The organism is Streptomyces sp. NPDC001816 (assembly GCF_042892235.1).
Classification (GTDB): Bacteria; Actinomycetota; Actinomycetes; order Streptomycetales; family Streptomycetaceae; genus Streptomyces.
This window is the reverse complement of sequence record NZ_JBIATY010000002.1, coordinates 918,762-939,685: the sequence shown is the minus strand read 5'-3', so window position 1 is coordinate 939,685 and position 20,924 is coordinate 918,762. Positions and strand designations below refer to the sequence as shown.

At 67.5% G+C, this 20,924-nt stretch carries 22 protein-coding genes and 4 pseudogenes; 14 read left to right on the top strand and 12 right to left on the bottom strand.

Going from position 1 to position 20,924, the window contains the following annotated elements:
* The first annotated feature begins 46 nt into the window (after nucleotides 1-46).
* Nucleotides 47-763 (top strand): transposase, encoded by a 717-nt coding sequence (locus ACFYZZ_RS10235; RefSeq protein ID WP_389173446.1) that lies wholly within the window; start codon nucleotides 47-49, stop codon nucleotides 761-763.
* A 272-nt stretch (nucleotides 764-1,035) separates the two neighbouring features.
* Here the strand turns inward: ACFYZZ_RS10235 and ACFYZZ_RS10230 are convergent, their stop codons facing one another.
* The 5 genes and pseudogenes from ACFYZZ_RS10230 to ACFYZZ_RS10210 all read right to left on the bottom strand — a co-directional run bounded on the left by ACFYZZ_RS10230 (nucleotide 1,036) and on the right by ACFYZZ_RS10210 (nucleotide 4,780).
* Nucleotides 1,036-1,320, bottom strand: coding sequence for a hypothetical protein (locus ACFYZZ_RS10230; protein ID WP_389173445.1), 285 nt, complete (start codon nucleotides 1,318-1,320; stop codon nucleotides 1,036-1,038).
* A 598-nt stretch (nucleotides 1,321-1,918) separates the two neighbouring features.
* Nucleotides 1,919-2,476, bottom strand: a complete 558-nt coding sequence (locus ACFYZZ_RS10225; protein ID WP_389173443.1) for a DinB family protein — start codon at nucleotides 2,474-2,476, stop codon at nucleotides 1,919-1,921.
* Nucleotides 2,477-2,791: 315 nt separating this feature from the next.
* A complete protein-coding gene (locus tag ACFYZZ_RS10220) occupies nucleotides 2,792-3,016 on the bottom strand; it encodes a hypothetical protein (RefSeq protein ID WP_389173441.1) in 225 nt (74 codons plus the stop codon).
* A gap of 248 nt (nucleotides 3,017-3,264) precedes the next feature.
* A pseudogene (locus tag ACFYZZ_RS10215) lies at nucleotides 3,265-3,672 on the bottom strand (IS5/IS1182 family transposase); the annotation flags it as partial.
* Nucleotides 3,673-3,790: 118 nt separating this feature from the next.
* The gene (locus ACFYZZ_RS10210; protein ID WP_389173439.1) at nucleotides 3,791-4,780 is read right to left on the bottom strand and encodes a helix-turn-helix transcriptional regulator; all 990 of its coding nucleotides are present in this window, start codon (nucleotides 4,778-4,780) and stop codon (nucleotides 3,791-3,793) included.
* Nucleotides 4,781-4,873: 93 nt separating this feature from the next.
* On the opposite strand from ACFYZZ_RS10210, the gene ACFYZZ_RS10205 reads away from it, so the two are divergent.
* The 4 genes and pseudogenes from ACFYZZ_RS10205 (at nucleotide 4,874) to ACFYZZ_RS10190 (ending at nucleotide 7,863) form a co-directional block, all read left to right on the top strand.
* On the top strand, nucleotides 4,874-5,272 hold the full coding sequence (locus tag ACFYZZ_RS10205) for a VOC family protein (protein ID WP_389173437.1): 399 nt from the start codon (nucleotides 4,874-4,876) through the stop codon (nucleotides 5,270-5,272).
* A gap of 49 nt (nucleotides 5,273-5,321) precedes the next feature.
* A pseudogene (locus ACFYZZ_RS10200) lies at nucleotides 5,322-6,422 on the top strand (IS481 family transposase).
* Nucleotides 6,423-6,601: 179 nt separating this feature from the next.
* Nucleotides 6,602-6,924 (top strand): annotated as a pseudogene (locus tag ACFYZZ_RS10195) (SMI1/KNR4 family protein); the annotation flags it as partial.
* Between the two features lie 396 nt (nucleotides 6,925-7,320).
* Nucleotides 7,321-7,863, top strand: a complete 543-nt coding sequence (locus tag ACFYZZ_RS10190; RefSeq protein WP_389173435.1) for a GNAT family N-acetyltransferase — start codon at nucleotides 7,321-7,323, stop codon at nucleotides 7,861-7,863.
* A 391-nt stretch (nucleotides 7,864-8,254) separates the two neighbouring features.
* Here the strand turns inward: ACFYZZ_RS10190 and ACFYZZ_RS10185 are convergent, their stop codons facing one another.
* Together ACFYZZ_RS10185 and ACFYZZ_RS10180 are read right to left on the bottom strand one after the other, a co-directional pair.
* Nucleotides 8,255-9,898 (bottom strand): serine/threonine-protein kinase, encoded by a 1,644-nt coding sequence (locus ACFYZZ_RS10185; protein WP_389173433.1) that lies wholly within the window; start codon nucleotides 9,896-9,898, stop codon nucleotides 8,255-8,257.
* 919 nt (nucleotides 9,899-10,817) lie between these two features.
* Nucleotides 10,818-11,219 carry a transposase gene (locus ACFYZZ_RS10180; RefSeq protein WP_389173431.1) on the bottom strand — a complete coding sequence of 134 codons (402 nt, stop codon included), beginning with the start codon at nucleotides 11,217-11,219 and terminating at the stop codon, nucleotides 10,818-10,820.
* A 248-nt stretch (nucleotides 11,220-11,467) separates the two neighbouring features.
* Here ACFYZZ_RS10180 and ACFYZZ_RS10175 point away from each other — a divergent pair, with 248 nt between their 5' ends.
* On the top strand, nucleotides 11,468-11,836 hold the full coding sequence (locus ACFYZZ_RS10175; RefSeq protein ID WP_389173712.1) for a hypothetical protein: 369 nt from the start codon (nucleotides 11,468-11,470) through the stop codon (nucleotides 11,834-11,836).
* 130 nt (nucleotides 11,837-11,966) lie between these two features.
* The gene (locus ACFYZZ_RS10170) at nucleotides 11,967-12,614 is read left to right on the top strand and encodes a hypothetical protein (RefSeq protein ID WP_389173430.1); all 648 of its coding nucleotides are present in this window, start codon (nucleotides 11,967-11,969) and stop codon (nucleotides 12,612-12,614) included.
* A 3-nt stretch (nucleotides 12,615-12,617) separates the two neighbouring features.
* On the opposite strand, the gene ACFYZZ_RS10165 is transcribed toward ACFYZZ_RS10170, so the two are convergent.
* Nucleotides 12,618-12,752 carry a hypothetical protein gene (locus ACFYZZ_RS10165; RefSeq protein WP_389173428.1) on the bottom strand — a complete coding sequence of 45 codons (135 nt, stop codon included), beginning with the start codon at nucleotides 12,750-12,752 and terminating at the stop codon, nucleotides 12,618-12,620.
* Nucleotides 12,753-13,347: 595 nt separating this feature from the next.
* On the opposite strand from ACFYZZ_RS10165, the gene ACFYZZ_RS10160 reads away from it, so the two are divergent.
* Nucleotides 13,348-13,518, top strand: a complete 171-nt coding sequence (locus ACFYZZ_RS10160; RefSeq protein ID WP_386577207.1) for a hypothetical protein — start codon at nucleotides 13,348-13,350, stop codon at nucleotides 13,516-13,518.
* Nucleotides 13,519-13,794: 276 nt separating this feature from the next.
* Here the strand turns inward: ACFYZZ_RS10160 and ACFYZZ_RS10155 are convergent, their stop codons facing one another.
* Together ACFYZZ_RS10155 and ACFYZZ_RS10150 are read right to left on the bottom strand one after the other, a co-directional pair.
* The gene (locus tag ACFYZZ_RS10155; protein ID WP_389173427.1) at nucleotides 13,795-14,331 is read right to left on the bottom strand and encodes a hypothetical protein; all 537 of its coding nucleotides are present in this window, start codon (nucleotides 14,329-14,331) and stop codon (nucleotides 13,795-13,797) included.
* A 102-nt stretch (nucleotides 14,332-14,433) separates the two neighbouring features.
* Nucleotides 14,434-14,847 (bottom strand): hypothetical protein, encoded by a 414-nt coding sequence (locus ACFYZZ_RS10150; protein ID WP_389173425.1) that lies wholly within the window; start codon nucleotides 14,845-14,847, stop codon nucleotides 14,434-14,436.
* 98 nt (nucleotides 14,848-14,945) lie between these two features.
* Between ACFYZZ_RS10150 and ACFYZZ_RS10145 the strand changes: the two are divergent.
* From ACFYZZ_RS10145 to ACFYZZ_RS10135, 3 genes and pseudogenes are all read left to right on the top strand, one after another.
* A pseudogene (locus ACFYZZ_RS10145) lies at nucleotides 14,946-15,568 on the top strand (transposase).
* Nucleotides 15,569-15,794: 226 nt separating this feature from the next.
* Nucleotides 15,795-16,865, top strand: a complete 1,071-nt coding sequence (locus ACFYZZ_RS10140; RefSeq protein ID WP_389173423.1) for a hypothetical protein — start codon at nucleotides 15,795-15,797, stop codon at nucleotides 16,863-16,865.
* A 548-nt stretch (nucleotides 16,866-17,413) separates the two neighbouring features.
* Complete coding sequence (locus ACFYZZ_RS10135; RefSeq protein ID WP_389173421.1) at nucleotides 17,414-17,947, top strand: GNAT family N-acetyltransferase; 534 nt, start codon at nucleotides 17,414-17,416, stop codon at nucleotides 17,945-17,947.
* On the opposite strand, the gene ACFYZZ_RS10130 is transcribed toward ACFYZZ_RS10135, so the two are convergent.
* A complete protein-coding gene (locus ACFYZZ_RS10130) occupies nucleotides 17,944-18,282 on the bottom strand; it encodes a hypothetical protein (protein WP_389173419.1) in 339 nt (112 codons plus the stop codon). The two genes, ACFYZZ_RS10135 and ACFYZZ_RS10130, sit on opposite strands and share 4 nt — an antisense overlap.
* Before the next feature lie 266 nt (nucleotides 18,283-18,548).
* On the opposite strand from ACFYZZ_RS10130, the gene ACFYZZ_RS10125 reads away from it, so the two are divergent.
* Nucleotides 18,549-18,914, top strand: coding sequence for a hypothetical protein (locus ACFYZZ_RS10125; protein ID WP_389173417.1), 366 nt, complete (start codon nucleotides 18,549-18,551; stop codon nucleotides 18,912-18,914).
* A gap of 606 nt (nucleotides 18,915-19,520) precedes the next feature.
* Here ACFYZZ_RS10125 and ACFYZZ_RS10120 read toward each other — a convergent pair.
* Nucleotides 19,521-19,820: a hypothetical protein gene (locus ACFYZZ_RS10120; protein WP_389173416.1), complete on the bottom strand. Its 300-nt coding sequence runs from the start codon at nucleotides 19,818-19,820 to the stop codon at nucleotides 19,521-19,523.
* 135 nt (nucleotides 19,821-19,955) lie between these two features.
* On the opposite strand from ACFYZZ_RS10120, the gene ACFYZZ_RS10115 reads away from it, so the two are divergent.
* Together ACFYZZ_RS10115 and ACFYZZ_RS10110 are read left to right on the top strand one after the other, a co-directional pair.
* Nucleotides 19,956-20,138 (top strand): hypothetical protein, encoded by a 183-nt coding sequence (locus ACFYZZ_RS10115; RefSeq protein ID WP_389173415.1) that lies wholly within the window; start codon nucleotides 19,956-19,958, stop codon nucleotides 20,136-20,138.
* 175 nt (nucleotides 20,139-20,313) lie between these two features.
* Nucleotides 20,314-20,853 carry an IS5 family transposase gene (locus tag ACFYZZ_RS10110; protein WP_389173413.1) on the top strand — a complete coding sequence of 180 codons (540 nt, stop codon included), beginning with the start codon at nucleotides 20,314-20,316 and terminating at the stop codon, nucleotides 20,851-20,853.
* The last annotated feature ends 71 nt before the right edge of the window (nucleotides 20,854-20,924 follow it).

Sequence of the window (20,924 nt, the reverse complement as noted above, 5' to 3'; positions counted from 1 at the left end):
CGAAAATGGTCCGTGGGCAAGACGGTCGGGCTGACAGTGCGGGGCTGTGGAAGAGGTCGTGCTCCGGCTGAACAAGTTGTTGTTCCCGTCGATCGCGGACATCGCGGTGCTGTCGGTGGACGTGGACATCGAGATAGCGCGCGTTGATGCGCAATGCATCGCGGACGGCGCCGTGCGCCCGGTCTGCGGAGTCTGGTCGAACCTGGTTCATGGTTCCTGCCTGCGGTTTCCCGCTGATGTGCCGAGCGGTGGCCGAAGCATTGCTCTCCAGCTGAGGGTCCGTCGGTTCATCTGCGGGAACTCTGGGTGTGCGCGTCGTTCCTTCGTCGAGCAGATACCTGGTCTGACACGCCGGCACGGTCAGCGGACCGAGCGGTTGCGCTCCACCCTGGCCGCGGTCGGTCTGGCCCTCGCGGGCCGGGCCGGAGCCCGCATCGCCCGCGTTCTCGGGGTACCGGTCAGCCGCAGCACGGTGCTCCGGCTGGTCGACGCACTCCCCGATCCCGAGGTCTCCGCGCCGCGGGTGGTCGGCGTCGACGAGTACGCCACCCGCAAGGGCCGTCACTACGGCACCGTCCTCGTCGACATCGAGAGCCGCCGCCCCGTCGACCCGCTGCCTGACCGGGAGGCGTCCAGCCTGGCGGCCTGGCTCGCCGACCGGCCGGGCGTTGAGGTCGTCTGCCGCGACCGGGCGCCGTTCTTCCGCCCGCAGCGTCCCGGCCCCCGCTACCCGCATCGCCCCGACCGGCTGCCCGGCGTCTGAAGCGGGTGATGCCGCGCCCGAGGAAGAGGCGCCGCCGCGAGGTGAAGCAGGTGCGGCGCAGCGACGTTGCCAATTGGAGTTCACTCGGGTTCGGCGAGGCCCTCCGCGCGGGGAACAGTGCAAGTGAGCAGGTGAGCGCCTTCTCACTGCTTGACACCCGTGCGTGTCAACTTCTCCGGCTTACTGGCAGATTCTGCAGTTCGGCCAGTAACTTGCGAGGTATGCGGGATTCAGGAAGCCGTCGCCGTCTGACGTTCTACGCTCGCATGCCGCTACAGACCACGTAGCGCCTCGTACAGATCGTCGTAGGCTGCCCAACAGTCGATGCTGCCGTCGTCGTAGAGGCTGCCCATGTACCAGTCGTCGTCATCGACAGGCTTCACGAGGCACAGACTGTGGAACCCGAGAACGATTTCTGGATGCAGCACCTCGTGGGCTCCCACGAAGGCGACCCACTTCACCGCCCGGTTCGGATTCAGGGCGACAGCTTCTCGGTCCCCAGATACGTCGCGGATCTGCTGAAGAGTCCACCCCGGGGGTAGTTGTGCGGCTGCCATCCATGGAGCTTATACGTCGTGACCTTCGGTGCTGGTGGCGGACTGACCAAGACCGTCAAGGCCTGAGCTTGTTCAGCTGAGGGTCGAAGCAGACCAGTCCCACGGACTGCGCAAGGTTAGCCGCGAAGGCGGAAGCATCCTCAGCCATGCTCCAGCGCATCGGGAAGTAGATCTGAAAGTCCATCAGCACTGGCGCCATCGACGGCGATGACAGCGGCCTGGCGTTTACGGCTGGTCGGGCCAGTGGACAGGTCCGTTATGTCCAGCAGCAATCCGTCCAGGGGCCCCACTATGAGCGTGGCGTACGTCCTGAGAACTGGCGGATCCTCACCAAGCTCCGCACCGATCCCGCCCACGCGACCGGCCTGCTGCGCGCCCTGTTCGTCCTGACGAACCTCGAAGGAGCCCGTTGACAACAGATGATCTACACCCGAGACCTCCGCCCAACACCGGCATGACCATCCGGAACGACCCTCACGCCACCACCCTGACCAGCTACTTCAAGAGGGCGCAGCTTCACTGAAGCTCGCAGCCACGGAGCGTCACGGAGTCCACGTAGGTTTCCGAAGCTCGATCGCCGATTACCGGAAAGTCAGATTCAGTGCGGTACGGTTCCGTCCTGCCAGCGGTAGAGGTCGCGCAGCAGGGAAATCTCGGCGCCGTGATGGATCAGCTCCCTGTTGACGTGCAGGACCCTGTTCTCCATGGGAAACCGCTCGGGACCCACCGTGGGCGGATTGTCCAGGTCAGCGTCCGAGAGTTCGCGGACCCCCGCGTTCCATCTCCCGTACATCTCATCGAGCTGTTTCAGCGCCTCGTTAGCGGTTCCCGCGTAGGCGAATGTCTCGGAGTCGACGTCCTGGCCGCCGAAGTACCATCCGGCCCGATAGCCCAGGCACGAGACGATGATGTGTGCCAGCCGCCAGGCAATCGTGGTCACTGGCGCCGGCACCGGGGCAGGGGACGCGGAGTCCATCGTCCATTCCCCCGAACCTGCCGACATCGGTGCGGCCGACGTGCCACGTGGGCGGATGCTCCAGCAGCCGCGCACCGGCTCCCAGAAGTACTCCTCATCGGTAAGGCCGTCCAGCCGCGGCCGCAGGTTCGTGCGCCAGTGCCAGTCCAACTGCTCTGCGAGCCGCTCGCTTCTTGTCATGTCCGCACGCTACATACAACGGAGACCTGGCTGCGACCCTCGCGGACGCCGTCGCCGGCCGTGGGCCGCGAGAGCGTACCGGACCGGGAGATGACGCTGGGGGCTGATGTGCCTTTCGGGCCGCGCCGCCGCGAGCGGCTGTTTGACATTAACAACCCGGCTGGCTGGGCTGGGTTCAATGACTAAATGTGACAGTCTCGACCGATGACATGACGGATGATCAAGGCCGCAGACTTCCGCCCGAAATCAGCATGAGTATCCGGAGCAAGCGCCACGCCAGAGCCTACGACCTGCACGTTCGAAGATGGCGAAGACTCAATGAAGTTCGCATCTCCACGGCTCGATGTCCGGCTCCCCTGGGGGCAACTTCCCGGTGCAGTATCCGTAGAGCCACGCTGCAGCCCGGCGCTCGGCGTGCTTCTCGTTGACCGGCTCTCCCCGCTCGTCCAGTTCAAGGACGTTAGCGAAGACGGCGAAGCAGATTTCCATCTGGGAAGGCAACTCACGCAACACCTCCCAGTAGTCGATCCCCTCCAGCATCGGGTAGCCCACTGAGCCACGGGCAACCCATCCAGCGAAACGCCGGATGGCTCCCGAAGCACCGCGACTGAGATGTGAAGACACGCCAAGAATCTAATCCCAGCCCGCCCAGGATGCATCGCCGACCTCACACCCGGCGCACGGAACGAGGAACCCTGCCCAAGCCCACAAGGCTCACCGGGCAGCCTGCAAAGGATGCTGCAGAACACTTGGCGGCGGGCATGCCTGGGGGCCACCAGCCTGCTGGCTCACCCTGCCAGAGCAAGGCTGTGCATGCTGGCGACAGCCTGGACGGCGTGGTGGAGGCCATCGCCCCTTTGACAGCAGCCACGGAGAGCCTTCCAGATCTTCATCCCGGCGAAGCTGTGCTCGACGCGGGCCCGCACGCACCGGTGTTCGGCATCGTCCTCCTCCTGGCCGCGCAGGAGGCGACGTCCGACTCCTCTGCGATACCCGACGACCAGTCCGGTGCCGATGCAAGTGCCGTCCGCGACCACCGCCGCGCCCGCCGCCATAGCAGGCAGGTACCCGCGCCAGACACGTGCCTCTGCCCTGTTCCCGGGGGCCGGCCGGGCTGACGCCACCACCAGGCGGGCGCCGACGTCGATGACGACCTGCACATTCACCGAGAACCAGCAGTGGCCTGAGGAGGCAGCACCCCCCGCCCCCAACTACACCCCCTACACGTCAGTCAAGGCCACACCCCAACCCACGATCAGATGGCCCAAACGGCACGCCTTGACTGTGCCGTCTCATGACACTGGCTCCTCACTGTCAGGCTCGGCGGGCATAGGACGTGAGGCGATCGGCGAGCGCGATGACGAGGTCGCGCAGTTCATCGGGGCGCTCGATGACGAACGGCCGGTCGAGTGCGGCGAGTACCGGAGGCAACCACTCGAGCCTCTCCGCCCGCACCTCGACGCGAAGCCAGCGCTCGGTCGCCCGGCCCTCGTCGGCCACGGACTTGTGCTGCTCCAGGCTCGCGACGCTGGCCGGAAGGTGGGCGCGGATCTGCTCAACTGTCCCGTGGATCCGCAACGTCACCTCATGCCGGTACTCGGCCGTGGCGAACCCTGACAACACGCGCTGTGCCGGAGCGGGACCCACTGGAGCTTCGAATGAGCCGGGCAGGGTCCGTGCGTCTGCGATGCGATCGAGCCGGAAGGTTCGGTCCTCGCCGATCTGGGCGTCCTTGCCCGTGACGTACCACCGGCCCGCATGGGCGACGATCCCGTACGCGTGCAGTGTGCGTTCGCTGCGCCGTCCGTCGCGGTCGGTGTAGCGGATCGAGACCGGTCGGTGGTGGCGCACCGCATCGGCGATCGTGAGCAGGACCCCAGCGTCCGGAGTGTCGAACTCGCCGGGCTGATCCGTGAAGGCGACAGCTGCCAGGAGTGTGTCGAGCCGGCGGGCGATGTGCTTGGGCAGCACCCGCCGGATCTTCGCCGATGCCGTCTCGCTTGCCGTGCGCTCCGTCGTCGTCAACCCTGCCCGGCGGCCGGCGGCCAGGCCGAGCAGCACGGCCAGCGCCTCGTCGTCGCTGAGCATGAGCGGAGGCAAGCGGTACCCGGGAGCCAGCCGGTACCCGCCGTAGCGGCCGCGCACCGACTCCACGGGCACATCCAGGTCGATCAGCTGGTCCACATACCGCCGCACAGTGCGCCCTTCGACGCCGAGACGGTCGGCGAGCTCGGCCACAGTCCGGGTGCCGCCCGACTGCAGTAGCTCCAGGAGTGTCAGCACGCGGCCGGTGGGTCGAGGCATGTTCGCAGCCTAACGCGAATACAGGACCGATTCTGTCCACTATTTCTCCTAGCCTGCGACGTGCACGCCTCCAGCACAGCCAAGGAGATTCCCATGGACTTCGTCTCGATCCGCATCATCACCAGCGACGTCGCACGCCTTGTCGAGTTCTACGAGCGAGCCACAGGGATGCAGGCGATACGGGCCACCGAGGACTTCGCCGAACTCAGGACCGCGGGCGCAACCCTCGCGATCGCCAGCACCCGCACCGTCCCGCTGTTCGCCCCGGGCTCTGCCCGCCCGGCGGACAACCACAGTGTGATCACCGAGTTCCTCGTCGACGACGTGGACCGCGTTCACCAGAACCTGACCGGCTTCGTCACCGACTTCGTCAACGAGCCCACCACGATGCCCTGGGGCAACCGGTCGCTGTTGTTCCGCGACCCCGACGGCAACCTCGTCAACTTCTTCACCCCCGTCGCCCCGAAGGCCATCGAAAAGTTCGCACGCTGACGCCACGCACAGCCGCTCACGCGGGAGCCCCGAGATCCCAGGGCTCCCGGTGAACGCGGCCGCCGCGTTCAGGAGCGCCACCAACAGGGGACATCGGAACGCACCGCTGACCCCCGAAGGACGTCTGCGCTTGTGCCTGCGGGTCGATGCCGGACGTCCGATCGCACACGTCGCTGCGGAAGCGGGAATCTCACGCCGCTGCCTGGCCAAGGGGTACGCCCGCTGGCGCGCGCACGGCGAGACCGGCCTGCTCGACCACCCTCCCGCCCCGCCACCAACCCCGCCCGCACCCCCGAGGACACCGCTGACCTGGTGGAGGTGCTGCGGCGGCAGACCAAGCACGGACCAGCCCGGGTCGCCGCCGACCTACGGCGGCTGCACGGCGTCACACGCGCCGGCGACCGTCCACCGCATCCTGGTGAGGCGAGGACGTGGGCCGGCTCCGGGACCTCGATCCACCGACCGGCGAAACAACTGCGCGAGGTCATCCGCTACGAGCACGACCGGTCGGCGACCTGGTCCACGTCGACATCAAGAAGCTCGGACGCATCCCGACCGGCGGCGGCTGGCGGATGCACGGCGTCGGCACCGAGTCCGCCCGCGGCTCCGAACGCACCGGTCCCGGCACCAACAAGGTCGGATACGATACCTGCATTCGGCGCTCGACGACCACTCCCGACTCGCCTACACCGAGGCCCTAGACGATGAGAAGGCCGTCACCGCGGCCGCCTTCTGGCACCGGGCCGTTTCCTTCTCCGCCGTCCACGGCATCACACCGATCCGCCGCTGCCTCACCGACAACGGGGCCTGCTACCGGTCTACGACCTGAGCTGACGTCCTCGCCGCGACCGGTACGAAGTACAAGCGGACCAGGCCGTACACGCCGCGCACGAACGGGAAGGTGGAGAGGTATGCCGGGACGCTCACCCGCGAGTGGGCGTACGTCCGCGACTGCACAACCGAGCATGAACGCCGCGTCGCACTCGCAGAGTTCGTGAACTACTACAACCACGAACGGCCGCACGCAGCGCTCGGCGGCCAACCGCCCATCGGCCGGACCGCCGGGAGCGACTACCGGATCGTCCTCGACCAGCCGCCCGAACCACTCGCGGACATCCCGCAGCAGCTCACCTTCGAGGACTTCGTGTAACCAAGGTCCCGAGACACCACACCTAACCGGCGTGGTCGGGGTCATGGTCGGGCCGATCACACCAGCTTCACCCCTGTGCGCACCGGTCGCACAGCCCGACTGCGCAAGCTCAAGGGGGGCGCCGCGCAATCAGACTCCGCAACCGGTCAAGAGGTCCTGCGACCTCGGGTCACGCGGCTGGTCCGGGCTCCAGCCTCGTCAGCGAATACCTGACGCGACGCGAGGCGTCCATTGGAGTGGAGCACCCGGAGTGGCCAAAGGCGTCGTACCGATGCTGACCTGGGGCTGTGCCATGTATGCAGGCGTTGATTGTCTCAGTGAGGACGGTCAGGTCCTGCTCTTCGAGCCGAACCCGTGTAGCGGCGGATCGTGGGAGCAGTGTTGGTTCGTCGACTCCGCCAGCCTCGCAGCGTGGCTGGAGACATGGCTCGCAGGGACGGGCTGGTTCGAGGAGGACGCCTTCGACAGGGACGACCAGGTCGAGCCTCAGCCATGGGAGTAGGCCGCACGCCGGCTGTCGTCCTGCGCATAGCGAAACGGGAACGCTTCGTCCCGTTGGTGCTGGCGCCGTCATGCCGGGCATGCTCACGGCCCCTTGCGGAGTGTCGGCATCGGGGGGCGACCATCGCAATGGCTGCGCGTCTGGTGATCTGCGCGAGTTTGCCTTCCGCTCCGGCCAGGCTGACACGGAGCCCTTCAACCTCTCCCAGCCAGTTCTCGCGCTCGGCCTCGGCGATGCGGGCAATGAGGTTGTCGCGGATCTCCTCCATCCGGCCGAGCTGGGCTGTATCTGGCCGGAGGAGCGAGCAACGAACGCAAGCATTTCCGAACTAGGGCGTGTATCGAAAGTGCCTGGTGACGATGGCGGAGAGCCCGCTTTGTGATCCAGAATGATTGGATGGTCACGCTTGAGACTCCCCGTTTGATCCTGCGTCGCTGGCGCGAGGAAGACGTTGCGCCCATGGCTGCCATCAATGCCGACCCCGAGGTCATGCGGTGGATCCGTGACGGCAGCGTCCGTGACGAACAGCAGACTCGCGGCGGGATCCAGGCATGGGAGAGCGAGTGGGAGTCACAGGGCTTCGGCCTGTTCGCCGTGGAGATCCGGTCCACTGGCGAGCTGGCCGGGTTCACCGGCCTTTCCGTGCCCGACTTCTTGCCGGAGGTACTGCCGGCGGTTGAGGTCGGCTGGCGCCTGGGACGTTCCCACTGGGGGCAGGGCTTGGCCACCGAGGCCGCTGCGGCCGCTGTACGGTTCGGGTTCGAAGAGCGAGGGCTGCAGCGGATCGTCAGCATCACTCAAGTGGGCAACGGCGCCTCCGAACGGATCATGACCAAACTGGGGATGCATCCGGTCCGTGAGACCGTCAATCCCACCGGCGGTCGGCGAGTCCGGGTGTTCGAGTTGTCGTCGGACCAGTACGTCACAACCACTCGTTGATGGCGGCAACGAGGACGGTGGCCTTGTAGCGGACCGCGAGTCAGTCGTACCTGGTGGCCACGGCTCGATGTCTCTTGAGGCGATTGATGCCGCACTCGACCGCGTGCCGGGCCTTGCTGGATCCAGTGGCTGGCCAGCACGGTGGCGCTGTACTCGGCGCCGTTCGTGCCGTTTTCGTGGGCCGGGGGGTGTTCGGTGGTGGGGGCTGGGCGGGTTATGGGGGCGTGTTCGTCGCTGGGGTCCAGCACGTGGGTGGGCTCGTCGGCGGGGTCCAGCAGGCGGGTGGGCTCGTCGGCGGGGTCCAGCACGCGGGTGGACTCGTCAACGGGGTCCAGCACGCGGGTGGACTCGCAGTCGTCGGCAGGTGCCGGGGTGCGGTCGTTCTGAGCGGTCATCGGAGGTCACACTGCCTGGTCAGAAGCTGCTGCGAGGCGCCGCCGTTGGCGGCGGCCGGGGTCGTCGTGGCCTGCACCGCCCAGTAGCACCCCTTGTTCTGGAAGGTGTGGTCGACGGCGAGCGAGTACTGGGTGGCGCCGCTGCGTTCGAAGGTCTGGGGCGCACCGTCCGGGATGCTGAGCACTCCTGCGGAATCACTGGTGAACCACGAGACGGTGATGGAGATCGGCCCGGTGCCGTCCGTGGTGATGTCGACGGTTGCCGAGGCGGTGGACGGACCCGTTTGCCGGAACGCCGATACGGCGACGTCCTTGACGGCGGGAGCTGCCGGCGCGGTGGGGGATGCGGTTGTCGGTGTCGCGTCGGTGGTTGCCCCGCCGGACGTCGTGTCCCCGGATGCCGTCATGGTGGTGGACGTCGAAGGGTCGCTGGTGCCGGTGGTGTCCGGAGACGGTGGGCCCGAAGGGGACAGGCTCGGGGACACGGTGGCGGTCGGGGACGGAGACACGTGGGCCGGCGAGGTCGATGCGGTGGGCCCCTGTGACGTCGCGCCGGGCTGGGCGCTGGTGGTGGCGAGGGCCTCCGCCGTCGGCTGCGGATCCGCTGCCTGGGCGTGCTGGGCGGCGTAGGTCAGGAGGATGCCCAGGAGCACGGCGGCCGCCGACACCAGCATCCCCGCCCGGCCCGGGAGCCACGACCGAGCCGGGCCGTGGCCCGCTGCCTGGGCCAGGACCGTGCGTGCGGTATCCGTCGTGCTCTGCGGGGCTTTGCGCGCTGACGGCAGCAGCAGCGGCAGCAGTGCGACCAGCGCTGCGAGCCGTCCCCGGCCGCGTTCCTCCCAGTCGGGCCCATAGGCGGCGCCGGCGGCCGCCTCCAGTTCCGAGACGAACGCCTCGGCGTGCGTGGGCCGCTCATCCGGGTCCTTGGCCAAGCCGCGCCGCACCAGTGCGCGCACCGGCTCGGGGACCTCGTCGGCGGGGACGGGCGCGTCGACGTGCCGCAGCGCGAGTTCGGCGATGTTGTCACCCGAGTACGGTTTGTGGCCCGTCAGGCACTCGAAGAACGTGGCCGTGGCCGCGTACACGTCGGCGGTGGGAGAGGCGGGCGCGCCGGTCCACTGTTCCGGGGCCATGTAGGAGGGGGTTCCCGCGACGCCGACGCTGGTGCCGGTATCGACCGCGATCCCGAAGTCGACGAGCTTGGACGAACCGTCCGGCACGACCAGGACGTTTTCCGGCTTGTAGTCGCGGTGGACGACGCCAATGCGGTGCGCGTCGGCCAGGCCGAGCAGCGAACCCTTGAGGATCACGAGCGCGGCCTCGGGATCCAGCGGACCCCGCCCGGCCAGCACGGCCCGCAGGGAGACACCGTCCACCAACTCCATCACGATGGCGGCGCCGTCCGGGCTCTCGACGTACTCGTACAGCCCGGCGACGTACGGGCTTTCCAGCCCGCCGAGCAGCCGCGCCTCGGCTCTGAACTCGTGTACGAATCCCGGCCGGGTGCGCAGTGACTCGCTGAGGTACTTCACCGCGACCGGAAGGCCGGTCTCCTCGTGCACGGCCAGTACGACCCGTCCGCTCGCCCCGGATCCGAGCTCCAGCGACTCGGTGTATCCGGGCACCGCCCATGCGTTCATTTCGTTCCCCCCAGATCCGCTGTGCCGACCGAGATCCCACTCGTTTCGGCGCTTTCGGCACGCGTTGAGAGACATATTTTCGGCCACTGCGGTTGCGGGGCGGCGCCGTGGACGTCACGGGTTGACCACTCCTGGCGGAGGCACTGCGGAGCGCGGCGGTCTCTTTGGCGGCCGGTGGACCGCCGGTGGCGGACTCTGTGGATCGTGTTCGTCCACGGGCAGATCGCTCTGACGTTCGTGCTCCGGCCGACGGGGGCACAGGGCACCGAGGTTGCCGACAGAATCGAGACGGGCCTTACGCTGACCGGGCGCTGCTGCTGGACGTGCTCGAACACCGCCCGCCCGGCGGCGCCGTCCCGGTCCTCTTCGCCTTGGCCTCCTGGGACCCGGCCCGGCAGGACCTGTACACGGGGATGGCAGACGAGTTCGCCCAAGACCACCCCGCCCTGAGGGCTCCCGCCCTCGACGATCCCGCACAGGCCGGCGCCGACACCCAAGCGCGTGCTCCTGCTGGCGCAGCGGCTGGTCCTGCCCACCCTCGACGGCCCGGACGAACTCCCCGAAGACCTGCGGGCCGGGACCCTGCACGCCATCAACCTGGCGCTGCCGGACTGGCAGCCCACTGGTGCTCTCCAGCCGCACCGCCGAGTACCGAAGCGCCCTGACCACACCAGCAGGGGTGACCATGCTCCTCAACCGAGCTGCGGGCATCCGTCTCCTCCCGCTGGATCCCATGGAAGCGGCCGCCTGTCCGGAGCGCGACGCCGGAGGTCCTGGCGCCCAGGCTGCAACCCGCTGGAGACGGGTCACCGCTTCACTGGACACCGACACCCCGGTCTCTCAGGCGCTGAGCACCCCGCTCGGACTGTTCCTGGCCCGCACCATCTACAACCCCCGCCCCGACGAACACCTCTCCGACCTACCCGACCTGGGCATTTTCGATTCGACCGGCGGTGGCGGTGTACTGCAGTTGCACGCCAGCCGAACGCAGGCCCTTCTTCATGAACCCCGTCTCGTCCACGATCAACACGCCGTCCCCGCCGAGGTGGTCCAGTAAGTAGGAGCCGACCTCGTCGCGCACCCTGTCGGCGTCCCAGCGTGCGCTTCGCAGCGGCCTCTGCATCGCGCCGGGGCGGGCATGGCCAGCCACTTCGGCCAGCTGCCAGCAGTTCTTGCCTTCGACGCCGGGCAATAGTCCGAGGATGAACGTCCGTGCCGTCGCCCGCGGTGCCACTCGGCGAAACCGGCCCACGATGCAGGCTATGGCCTGGTCGAACATCGCCTGCCAGCCGGCCGCGTCCATGCTGTGGCCCGGGGCCATCGCACGATCTTCAGGAGTCCACACAACCTCTGATGATCACGCGTCGGCCGTTCTCATACTCACCCGGGCCCAGCGCAAAATCGCGAGGGCCGATCGGATGGGGATGGCGCGCTCTCGCCCGAGGCGGCTGATCCACCTGTCAATCCCTTTGCGCGACCGAGCAGATCACCCCTAGCGTGCAAGCGCATTGGAACCGTGCGCCAGGACAGCGGGCGCCACACGAATGAGGAGCATCCGCCGTGGGAACCATGGTCTCGGTCAGGGGCTGGCTGCAGTGTGACGACGGACAGCTGGCCCGGATCAAGGAGATCGTGGAAGCAGACGATCCGGAGCGCACCTACAGCGGGGGCTGGGCCTTCCCCGCTCGGCAGTACAACGACGTCAGGTGGGCCTTCTACGGGGGCGACATCCGCGCGGTGTCCCTCGACTGGTTCGAGGAGAGGTTGCGTCAGATCGCCCAGATCCCGGCCTCCTACCAGGATGACGAGTACGACGAGAGGCCCCGGGGGCTGTTTCTGGTCAGCCACGACGTCGACGGCATGAGCGAGTGGAGGGTCCACAACGGCGGCCTGGTGATCGGCCTCCCGGATGGGAATTACCACTACCTCGACGCCTAGCCAGATCACGAAGTCGCACTGGAGTACCAGGCACTGCCCTGCCGATCATGCAATCCGTCGGAGGCTCCTACACTGCCTGATGAGGGAGCGGGTAGGCAGAGAAGGCGGATCGGAAGGGCAGACGCAGGGCGTGCGAAACGAGCGGTTGGCGGCCCTGTCGCCAGACCAGCGGCGTCAGGCCGCTGCATTGGCCCTGTGGCCATGGCGTGCGCCGCTGCTCGCGTTCGAACTGGACGAAGCGTGGGGTATCGACCCATCCGTACTGGAGTCTCTGTTTCGCCTGGCAGCGAAGGCTCCCAGTGAAGCGGCGGATCGGGCATACCTGCAGGCCGTCGCCGAGCTGCGCACGGCCCAACTGTTCGCATCCGAAGTAGACCCGGACACGATCGAACTCGTCCAGTTGGAGACCATCGACAGCCTGCTGACCTTCGGTGCGTGGCTCGACAGCCCTCGCTCAGTCGAGGTCGAGCGCGTAGTCGAAACCACATCCGGCCTGGCGAACCACCTCGACGGTCTCGTCGAGGGCTCGCTCTACTCCCACCCGTGGGAGCAATCCCACCACCAGTACCTTGCCGACCTGGCGGACAAGGTCAGTGGCCAGGGCTATCTAGCCGCTCGGAACTCTGCCATCGAGTCTGCCTGCCACGACGCCCTCCGCTCGCTCCCCCATGGAGGACTATTCGACTCCGACGCCGGTCGCGAGTTGCTTGTGTTGTGCAAGGGCTTCGGCGAAGAGATCGTCGCAACGTTGCGGTGGCTCCGGACGACCGGATCCTAGCGATCACATCCTGAGCCAGACGACGAGCGCGGCAGCTGTGACGGTGCCAAGGAAGGCATAGCTGCGCTTGTCGTACCGGGTGGCCACCGCCCGCGACTGCTTGAGTTTGCTGATGGCCCGGTCCACCGTGTTGCGCATCTTGTATCGCTCCAGGTCAAAGCCTGTGGCCGGCCGCCGCCTCTGCCCCTTCGTGAGCGGGCCGCCAGGGAGTCTGACCTCTCGGGAATGGTGTGCGCGATGCCGCGCCTTCGCAGGTAGTCGCGGCAGGGACTGTTGCTGTACGCCTTGTCCGCGGCGCCGCTGTCCGGCCGCTTACGCGGACGCCCCGATCCCAGCCGGGGCACGCGGATCTTTTCGGGCACCGGGACGACCTGGGTGGTGTCCGCACGCCGCCCGGCCGTGACCACCAACAACAACGGCCGGCAGAGACCACCCGCGCTCAGGTGGGCCTTCGTGGTGACGCCACCGCGGGAACGGCCGAGTCCCTCGCCTCCCACCACCCCCGCCAGGCGGCCCCGCCACGGACGCTCGTGCTGGTGTTCTGCACGACGGGCAGAGCCTAGCCCCCGCGTGGCCCGCCGCCCCGGGATCGGCGGGCCGGCGTCTCCAAGGACGCCGACGCGGGGTAAGCGGAACCTACTCTTCCGATTGCCGAATCGGAAGCCCCTACTCCCATTGACCCTCAGCCTGCACAGATGCAAGGTGAACCCCACGCGCAGCGAGGGAGCACAGCATGAGCCGAGCCACCGACACACTTCGCATCATCGAGTACTGGACGGACAAGGACACCCACGTACTCTTCCCCGTCGAGCGAAGCGAAGAAGTCGACCGCATGAGCGATGCCCAGTTGATCTCGGAGTACGGGAACCCCGAGGACGGGGCGGCCACGCGCATCGTCCACTAGGTGGGCGCCTGATCCTTGGCACGGCAGGCCGGGCGAGCGTCTGAGCGTTGCTGCCGTACCGCACTGCGAGTCCCCGACACCGTACACAGGGGCCGATCTGGTTCGGTTCGCAGCCGAGCACGATCGCTGCCGTCGCAGGGTCAGCCGAGGGATCGATCCCTCTGGCGGAGTCGTTCATGCATTTGAATCGTTGGCCCAGTCCTCGCCACCGCAGCCGCCAACCGGAGTGCGCATGTTCCGCGTCACGGAACCTTGATCACCTGGGGAGGCTGCACCTCATCCTTCCTCCACACCGGACAGGGCTTCGGTGATCATGCGAGTGGCGAAGTCGCGGTCGTCGGTAAGCCGGTTGACGTGCTCCGCGAGCAGAAATGCAGTGGCTTCCAGGGGATTCATCTCGTCCTCTGACCAGTATCCGTACTGCTTGCGCCACAGGCTGGGGCTCAGGCCGGTGCCTGCAGCGACGAGCAGGCCGGCCATCATGGGGATGGCCTCGGGACGGACACTCCTGGGCATCATGCGCATCGAGGCCACAAGGTTAGGCACCACGTACTCGATGACGTCCTTGCCGTGATCCTCGTAGGCCATCCGCAGCCACTGCATGAACATGTAGATGAGCGTGCACGCGCCGTCCAGCATGTCATCGACGCCGCCGGGACCCAAGGACGCGGCGAACTGGTCGGTCAGCGCTTGTTGTTCGGCGTCGGTCTGGGCCTTGCCGTCGTAGATGGCTTTGAGCCGAGAGTCGATCATCATGAGTGCTGCGCCCACATCGCCGGCGGGAGCGTGCTGAGGGTCGCAGGGCGATGACACAGGCTTCTCCTCATCTGAACCGTGAGTAACGCGGCGTGTCCGTACAGTAGCCCGCCGCTGTTGCGCGGGCCAAGTGGTCCCGTAACCTCGCGAGACTGAGGGTCATGCTGTGTCTGGGGCGGCGCCGATGGCGCCGGCCGAGCGAAGCGAACGCCCGAGGCCTCCGGTGAGGATGCGGGGGTGTCGCCGCCACCACCAGAGGTCGGGGTCGGGCAGCCTGTGAAACTGGTCGAGTGCTCGGCCGTCGTCGTCGATGGTCGCGGCCTTGTACCGGTCGTCCACAGCTTTGATCTGCGGGGTCCAGAGCTGGACGACGTGGTCGTCCAGCAGGAGCCACGCCTCGTGCAGCCAGTTTCGGCAGTAGAGGTCGTTGGTGTACTCGTAGATGTCGTCGCCATAGCCGCGCTCGATGACGCTCACCAGAGCAGCCCATGCGTTCACCCTTTCAGCGACTGTGAATGCCGTCCGCCAGCCGCGCTGGTGCAACAGCTCTCCCACCTCGGTTTCAGTAGCCACGGGCGTGAGGCTCTCATGCCGAATCTGTCCGGGCGACCGAGATATGTCCCGCCAGAGGCTGCGGGCCCGGAGCATGATCAGGCTGAGACGATCCAGCCGTGGCTGGTGTGATCACGGCGTCAGAACCTCCTGGATGGCCCCGTTCAGCGGACTGAGCCCGCGACAGTCCGGCAGGCTGATCGCCGCGTTACTACGCCAGGGCGCAGAGCCCGTACGCAAAGGACGGCCATGGAGCCTGCCACTGGAGGACCGGGTCCTGCTGGTCGCCGACTAAACGGCACCCTGGCCCCCACTCGCGATCACACCATCGCCGAGCAGGCAAAGAACTACCGCTACTCGACCAACCACCAGGTCGTCATGACGCCGACACCCGATTCGTCGTCGCCGTCGGCCGGCCCCTGCCCGGGAATCGCAACGGCTGCAAGGCATGGGAGCTTTCCGGCACGAAGGACGCAGTCTGCGGGACCACGGTCATCGCGGACGGCGGCTACCGCGGCACCTGCCTGGTCATCCCGCACCGACGCGCACGCGGCCAGACCAGGCTGCCGGCCTGGAAAGAGGACCACAACGCCTCCCACCGCAAGGTCCGCGCACGCGTCGAGCACGCCTTCGCCCACATGAAGAGCTGGCGATCCTCCGCGACTGCCGCCTCAAACGCGACGGCGTCCACTACGCAGCGCTCGGCATCGCCCGCCTGCACAACCTCACCCTCACCGGGTGACGGCGAAGCAAGCAGGTCATCCAGCATGTCAAAGATCATTTAGAGGTTGTCTCATGTGGTGTGATGCTCGTGCGGCTGAGCCGAAGCACGACAGGTGTCACACAGGCAGGCTTGCTGTCACCGGGGCCCAGTCTGCGTGCGTCGGACTTGACCAGCTGAGCACCGGCGCCAACGACGCCGATTGAGGCGGCAGGGGACTGTCGGTGGCTGGTGGCAGGATCACCGCATGGTTTTCGTACGTACGACTCCGCCGCGGCCTGTGGACGTGACCGCGGTCTTTCCTGAGCTGGCTTCGTTGGCGCGTCCTGCGATGCGGCTGCATCCTCGTCCCGGGTCGCCTTCGACAGGGGAGAGTTCGGTCGGGGGGCCGTTGCTGTGGCCAGCTGCGGAGCCGTGGCCGCACTGCGAAGGCGCGCACCTGGACAGTGGGTTCCGCCGGTCGCCGGCACAAGTGCGGCTCGATAGGCGCAGGCTGGCCCGGCTGCACCATGATCCCCACGGTCCCGCGTTCACGCCCGAGGAGGAGGCGATCAAGGACCGCAACGCCGCGATACTGAGGGAGCGACTCGACGCCGGCCCTCCGTGGCCCGCGGAGTGCCCGGTGCCGATGTTGCCCGTGGCCCAGCTGTATCTGCGCGACATACCCTTGTTGCGGCCGCCCGGCCAGGCCGATCTGCTCCAGGTTCTCTGGTGCCCCTACGACCACGATCCGGATTACAAGCCCGCGACCGCACTGTTCTGGCGGTCCGCCGCCACGGTCGTCGACATCCTCGCCGCACCACCGGAACCGTATGAGGCGAACTACCCGGGCTATGTGCCGGAGCCGTGTCTGCTGGCCCCGGAAGAAATCACCGAATACCCCAACAGCCTCGATCTGAGCCCGCAGATGCGGCTGGCGGTAGAGGACTGGAGCCGATGGCAGGCAGCCGGCGTGGGCGTGGACAGCTCGTACGCAGACTATCCGGCGGAGTTCTATGACGGCCATCTCGCTGACGCTCCGGGCTGGAAGGTCGGGGGCTGGCCGCCGTGGGGCCGCACCGACCCCTACCGCCGATACTGCGCTGTCTGCGACGCCCAGATGATCCCGTTGCTGACCATCGCCTCCTTCGAATGGGACGGTGGTTTGCGGCGCGGCTGGGCGCCGTACGAAGACCAGGACGCCGCCTACGCCGCCAGTCATCGCGCCGGCCAGGACCCCGCGCAGCCGACGAAGGTGGAAGTGGGTAGCACCGACAATATGCAGCTCTACGTCTGCCCGACCTCTCCTGAGCATCCGCACACCGACCTGATCCAATGAGCTGTCGGGCCTGTCACACACACTCCCGTAGCCGGTGACATAAATGCTGCCGCGTGAGGGTCTGTGACAAGCTGCTTGCCTCGCTTGTGCCAACCAGACAGCTTCGACCGATCCCACTCACCACGTCATCCGGCTACGCTGGTGACAATTACTGAGCCTCGGCACAGCGGCATGATGCTGGTCGTGGGCGCTGACCTGTCGAAGCGTCTGGTTCCTGATGAACTCTGGGAATTGGTCGTCCCGCTGTTGCCGTCGTTCGCTGCTCGTCCGCACGTGGTGGGACCGCGCCGTGCGACGAGCGGGCCGTGTTCACGGCGGTGGTGTTGTACTGACCAGTGGATGTGCCTGGCGGCTTCTGCCGCCGCCACGGCCGACTGGTCGGCAATGCGGTCGGCCCAGGTGAAGGGTACGGTCTCAGGTGGAAGTCCTGGCCGGTGCGCCTGCCTGACCCGACTTGAGCGATGGGACCTCATCGGCCTTCGGGGACGGCCCCATGCTGCCGGAACTCGTGGTGAGAGCCCTAGGGAAGTAAAGGGCAAGATGGGACCATGACCGAGATCCACACTCCCCGTCTTCTCCTGCGCCGCTGGCTGGATGACGACGTCGTCCCCATGTCCGAGATCCACGCCGACCCGGACGTGATGCGGTGGGTCGGCGACGGTGCGCCGCGCTCCTTTGAGGAGACCTCCCAGGACATCGAGGCCTGGGAGGAGGAGTGGGACGAGGAGGGTTTCGGGATCTTCGCCGTCGAACTCCTCGCATCCGGGGAGCTGGCTGGAGCGGTCGGTCTGTACCTCGCCGACTCCCCGCCCGCCGTCGCGGACCAGGTGGCGATCTGCTGGCGGCTCGGGCGCCAGTACTGGGGGCAGGGCTACGCGTCGGAGGCGGCCCAGGCCACGCTCGAGTTCGCACTCCAGGACCGCGGTCTGGACCGGGTCGTCGCCGTGTGCCGCACCAGCGACACCGCGTCCGCGAACGTGCTGGACAAGCTCGGCATGCGTGCGACGGGCACTGCGCAAGACCCGGACACGGGCCACGACCTGCGCGTGTACGGAATCGACCTCACAGAGTACGAGGCCTAACTACAGCCGGCGGTGGTCAGGGCGGGGTCTTCGGTGGCGGCGCGGGGCAACTGCCACAGCACGCACGCTGCGCTTCCCTGCGGGAGCAGCTGACCAGACCTCTCCTGGACGTCGCAGTCGATCCCCTGAACCCATATCAGTACGCCGCCATGTGCGCCCAGGACATCCGTACCAGTGCGCTCGGCCGCATCATCGACGCTTTTCCCCCGCCCAGACCCCGCACCGTTCTGCACCACGGCCTGAACGCCCCAGATCACCTGACCTCGCGCTTTCCACGCCTTCAACCCGACGACCGCACCGCCACCGTACTGCGCCCGCTCACCCGAGTAGGCCACCGCTCCTCCCTCCCCCGGCGAAATCCGACGCCGGGGGTGGACGGGACACCCCCGGCAGTGACGTCACGTTCGCTGCCGCTGACCTCGGCTCCGGTGACAAACGCACGCGCCAGCACCACCGACAGCATGCGCCCGCGCGGCTCTGCGGCACGTGCACGTCGGCCGTGGTCTCAGAAGCTGTGTCTGAGTCCCCCATGACAATGCGAACGCGCTTCCGATGAGCCATCTATGCTGGTCCGCAGCAGCACAGGGGGAGGGGACAGCGGATGGACTGGTTCTGGTGGGTTCTCATCGTCTTTTGGACGGGTGGCTTCGCGTGGGCAGCGGACAACGTCCGCACCGCACTGCGTAATCGGCATGAGCGCAAGTTGGAGTTGCTGGAGGCCGCGAGACAGGAACGTTTGGCCGTCGAAGCAGCGAGCAAGTCTCCGGAGCCAGTGTGCGGATGCACGCACCATCTCGCCAAACACGACAAGCAGGGCCAGTGCCACGAGCGCGTCGAGGTGCCAGTGGCCTGGGATGAAAACAAGAAGCCGCTGCGTTACGAGTCCGGTCAGTGCAACTGCCAGCAGTATGTGGGGCCGCAGCCTCTCTCGCAGGTGTTCGCGGAGGACCTGACAGATCTCGCCTGACCAGGATGGCGAGGCCACTCTCCGTACATGACACTGGGGACAGTTGATCGCCAGTGCGATGGGGAATTCCCGGCGGCTCTCTTCGTTTCCTACGGTGGTCGCATGGGCAGGGACAGTGTTCGACCGGCTGCGGCTTGTCGCCGTTGCGGACGACGACGCTGGGCCGCGGTTGCGTCGTGGGTGTGGTGGTCCGCTGATGCCATCGGCGAAGGAGACGGCGGTGTTCTCCGGCGACGGCGCCCGATGCGGATGCTTGGTTGTCTGCCCCGCGTAGCAGGGGCGGAAGAACAGGTAGGTGCCGTGCAGTCGGCCGGTCAGTTCGTCGAACGCGGCGGCACAGGCTTCCGCGTCGACCGCCATGGCTGAGTGGGCCGCGTAATCCTCGTACAGCTAGGCCCACGCCTCGAACGCACCGATTAGGCGGTCCAGCCATCGCTTCAGTTCCACGCCCGCCCCCAGGCCCCACGGCCCACCCGGCTGGGCAACCGTAGCCGAGGCTCCCCGCCGGGCACGGGCACCGGCCGCCACCTCACCCGAACCGAGGACGCTCCGGAAGCACGGGCCGGGGGAGCGGCGTGCAGACCGCCCCTCCCCCGGCCGTTCGGCTCAGCGGAGGACGACGTTATGGGCGGGCGAGACGTCCGGCTGGAGATGTCCGTAGCCCAGGTCTGCCATGACAGGGCCGAGGATCTTGGCGAAGGCCTCGAACGACTCGGGAGACTCCCACACGTCGGTGACCCGCCAACAGCCGCCGACGGGCCCCGCGACGTGGGCGAGCAGTCCTGGTACGGGCAGGTCGGCCGCCGAGGTGAAGCCCTGGCCGTTGGTGACGCGATCGATGCAGGTGTCGTACAGCTCTTGAGCGGCAGGCGTGTTCTCGAGGTCGAAGGTGACGATGATGGCCATGTCAGGCACTCCTGTCCCTTACCCGCTGGATTCGACGGATGCGGCCCCACGATCTCCCAGCCGCGACGGCGACGGCAACGGCGCACGGGGGCGGCTCGTCAGAGCGCCGGGAGCTGAGGCGCGTGCAGGCTCGCCGTGCGCGCCCCTAACGACGACTACGCGGTGCATCACTTCAAGTGGCGCGACAGCGTGCGGCAGGACATCGAGCGCAGGGCCGCGTACTCCGCGGACGGCACCTGGCGGACCGCCTCCCCCGCCCGGCTCGGCTCGCCGAGGGGCGCCGCCTGCTGTCCCACCTCGCTCAGAACGGTGGCCTGATCAACGTCGGCGATCCGGAGTTGGGGGGCGAGGAACATCGGAACGAAAACCGGCGCTGAGCCCCCGGAGGCTTGAGAGCGCTTTGACCTGGGGTTCGGCGGGAGCGGAAGCCTTCGACAGTCGTGTTGATCACTGACTGTCTGGAGGTCCGGGGTGCCGGTCGTGTTTCTGACGGATGTTATGCGGCGTACGACGGGGCGCCGTCCCGTACGGAAGTGGTGCATCGGGTGAGGGGCTGGGCCGCTCGCGCGGTGGCTTCGCCACCACTGTCCATCTGAGCGCGGACGGACGCTACCGCCTGCTGTCCGTGGTCGTCACGCCGGGGCAGCGGGCCGACAGCACGCAGTTCACACCGGTGCTGGAGAAGATCCGTGTCCCACGACACGGGCGCCGCAGGCCGCGCAAGAAGCCGCAGAGCGTCGTGGCCGACGAGGCGTACAGCAACGGACTCTGCCGCCAGTACCTGCGACAGCGAGGAATTCGGCACGCCGTTCCGGAGAAGACAGATAGCCAGGGCGCCCGCCTACGCAAAAGCTCAGGCTGCGGACGACCACCCGGCTTCGACGAAGAGCGGCACAAGAAGCGCAACACCGTCGAGCGAGCGGTCAACCCACTCAAGCACACACGAGCAGTCTCCACCCGCTACGACAGGCGCGGCTTCGTCTTGCTCGGCGCTGTCACCGTCGCAGCCATCGTCATCTGGCTCCGCACGTGATCGCCCGGACAGGTCCTGGCAGAACACCGGAGTATCGCCGCCGCCCTCCGCCACCACGCGCGCAACGCCAC

Coding starts and splice junctions, on each gene's coding strand:
- ACFYZZ_RS10140 (WP_389173423.1), top strand. CDS start 15,795: ATGGTTTTCGTACGTACGACTCCGCCGCGGCCTGTGGACGTGACCGCG.
- ACFYZZ_RS10120 (WP_389173416.1), bottom strand. CDS start 19,820: ATGGCCATCATCGTCACCTTCGACCTCGAGAACACGCCTGCCGCTCAA.
- ACFYZZ_RS10230 (WP_389173445.1), bottom strand. CDS start 1,320: ATGGCAGCCGCACAACTACCCCCGGGGTGGACTCTTCAGCAGATCCGC.
- ACFYZZ_RS10225 (WP_389173443.1), bottom strand. CDS start 2,476: ATGACAAGAAGCGAGCGGCTCGCAGAGCAGTTGGACTGGCACTGGCGC.
- ACFYZZ_RS10190 (WP_389173435.1), top strand. CDS start 7,321: ATGGTCACGCTTGAGACTCCCCGTTTGATCCTGCGTCGCTGGCGCGAG.
- ACFYZZ_RS10125 (WP_389173417.1), top strand. CDS start 18,549: ATGGACTGGTTCTGGTGGGTTCTCATCGTCTTTTGGACGGGTGGCTTC.
- ACFYZZ_RS10205 (WP_389173437.1), top strand. CDS start 4,874: ATGGACTTCGTCTCGATCCGCATCATCACCAGCGACGTCGCACGCCTT.
- ACFYZZ_RS10175 (WP_389173712.1), top strand. CDS start 11,468: ATGGTCTCGGTCAGGGGCTGGCTGCAGTGTGACGACGGACAGCTGGCC.
- ACFYZZ_RS10210 (WP_389173439.1), bottom strand. CDS start 4,780: ATGCCTCGACCCACCGGCCGCGTGCTGACACTCCTGGAGCTACTGCAG.
- ACFYZZ_RS10135 (WP_389173421.1), top strand. CDS start 17,414: ATGACCGAGATCCACACTCCCCGTCTTCTCCTGCGCCGCTGGCTGGAT.
- ACFYZZ_RS10220 (WP_389173441.1), bottom strand. CDS start 3,016: ATGCTGGAGGGGATCGACTACTGGGAGGTGTTGCGTGAGTTGCCTTCC.
- ACFYZZ_RS10160 (WP_386577207.1), top strand. CDS start 13,348: ATGAGCCGAGCCACCGACACACTTCGCATCATCGAGTACTGGACGGAC.
- ACFYZZ_RS10185 (WP_389173433.1), bottom strand. CDS start 9,898: ATGAACGCATGGGCGGTGCCCGGATACACCGAGTCGCTGGAGCTCGGA.
- ACFYZZ_RS10180 (WP_389173431.1), bottom strand. CDS start 11,219: ATGGCCCCGGGCCACAGCATGGACGCGGCCGGCTGGCAGGCGATGTTC.
- ACFYZZ_RS10110 (WP_389173413.1), top strand. CDS start 20,314: ATGTTATGCGGCGTACGACGGGGCGCCGTCCCGTACGGAAGTGGTGCA.
- ACFYZZ_RS10165 (WP_389173428.1), bottom strand. CDS start 12,752: ATGCGCAACACGGTGGACCGGGCCATCAGCAAACTCAAGCAGTCGCGG.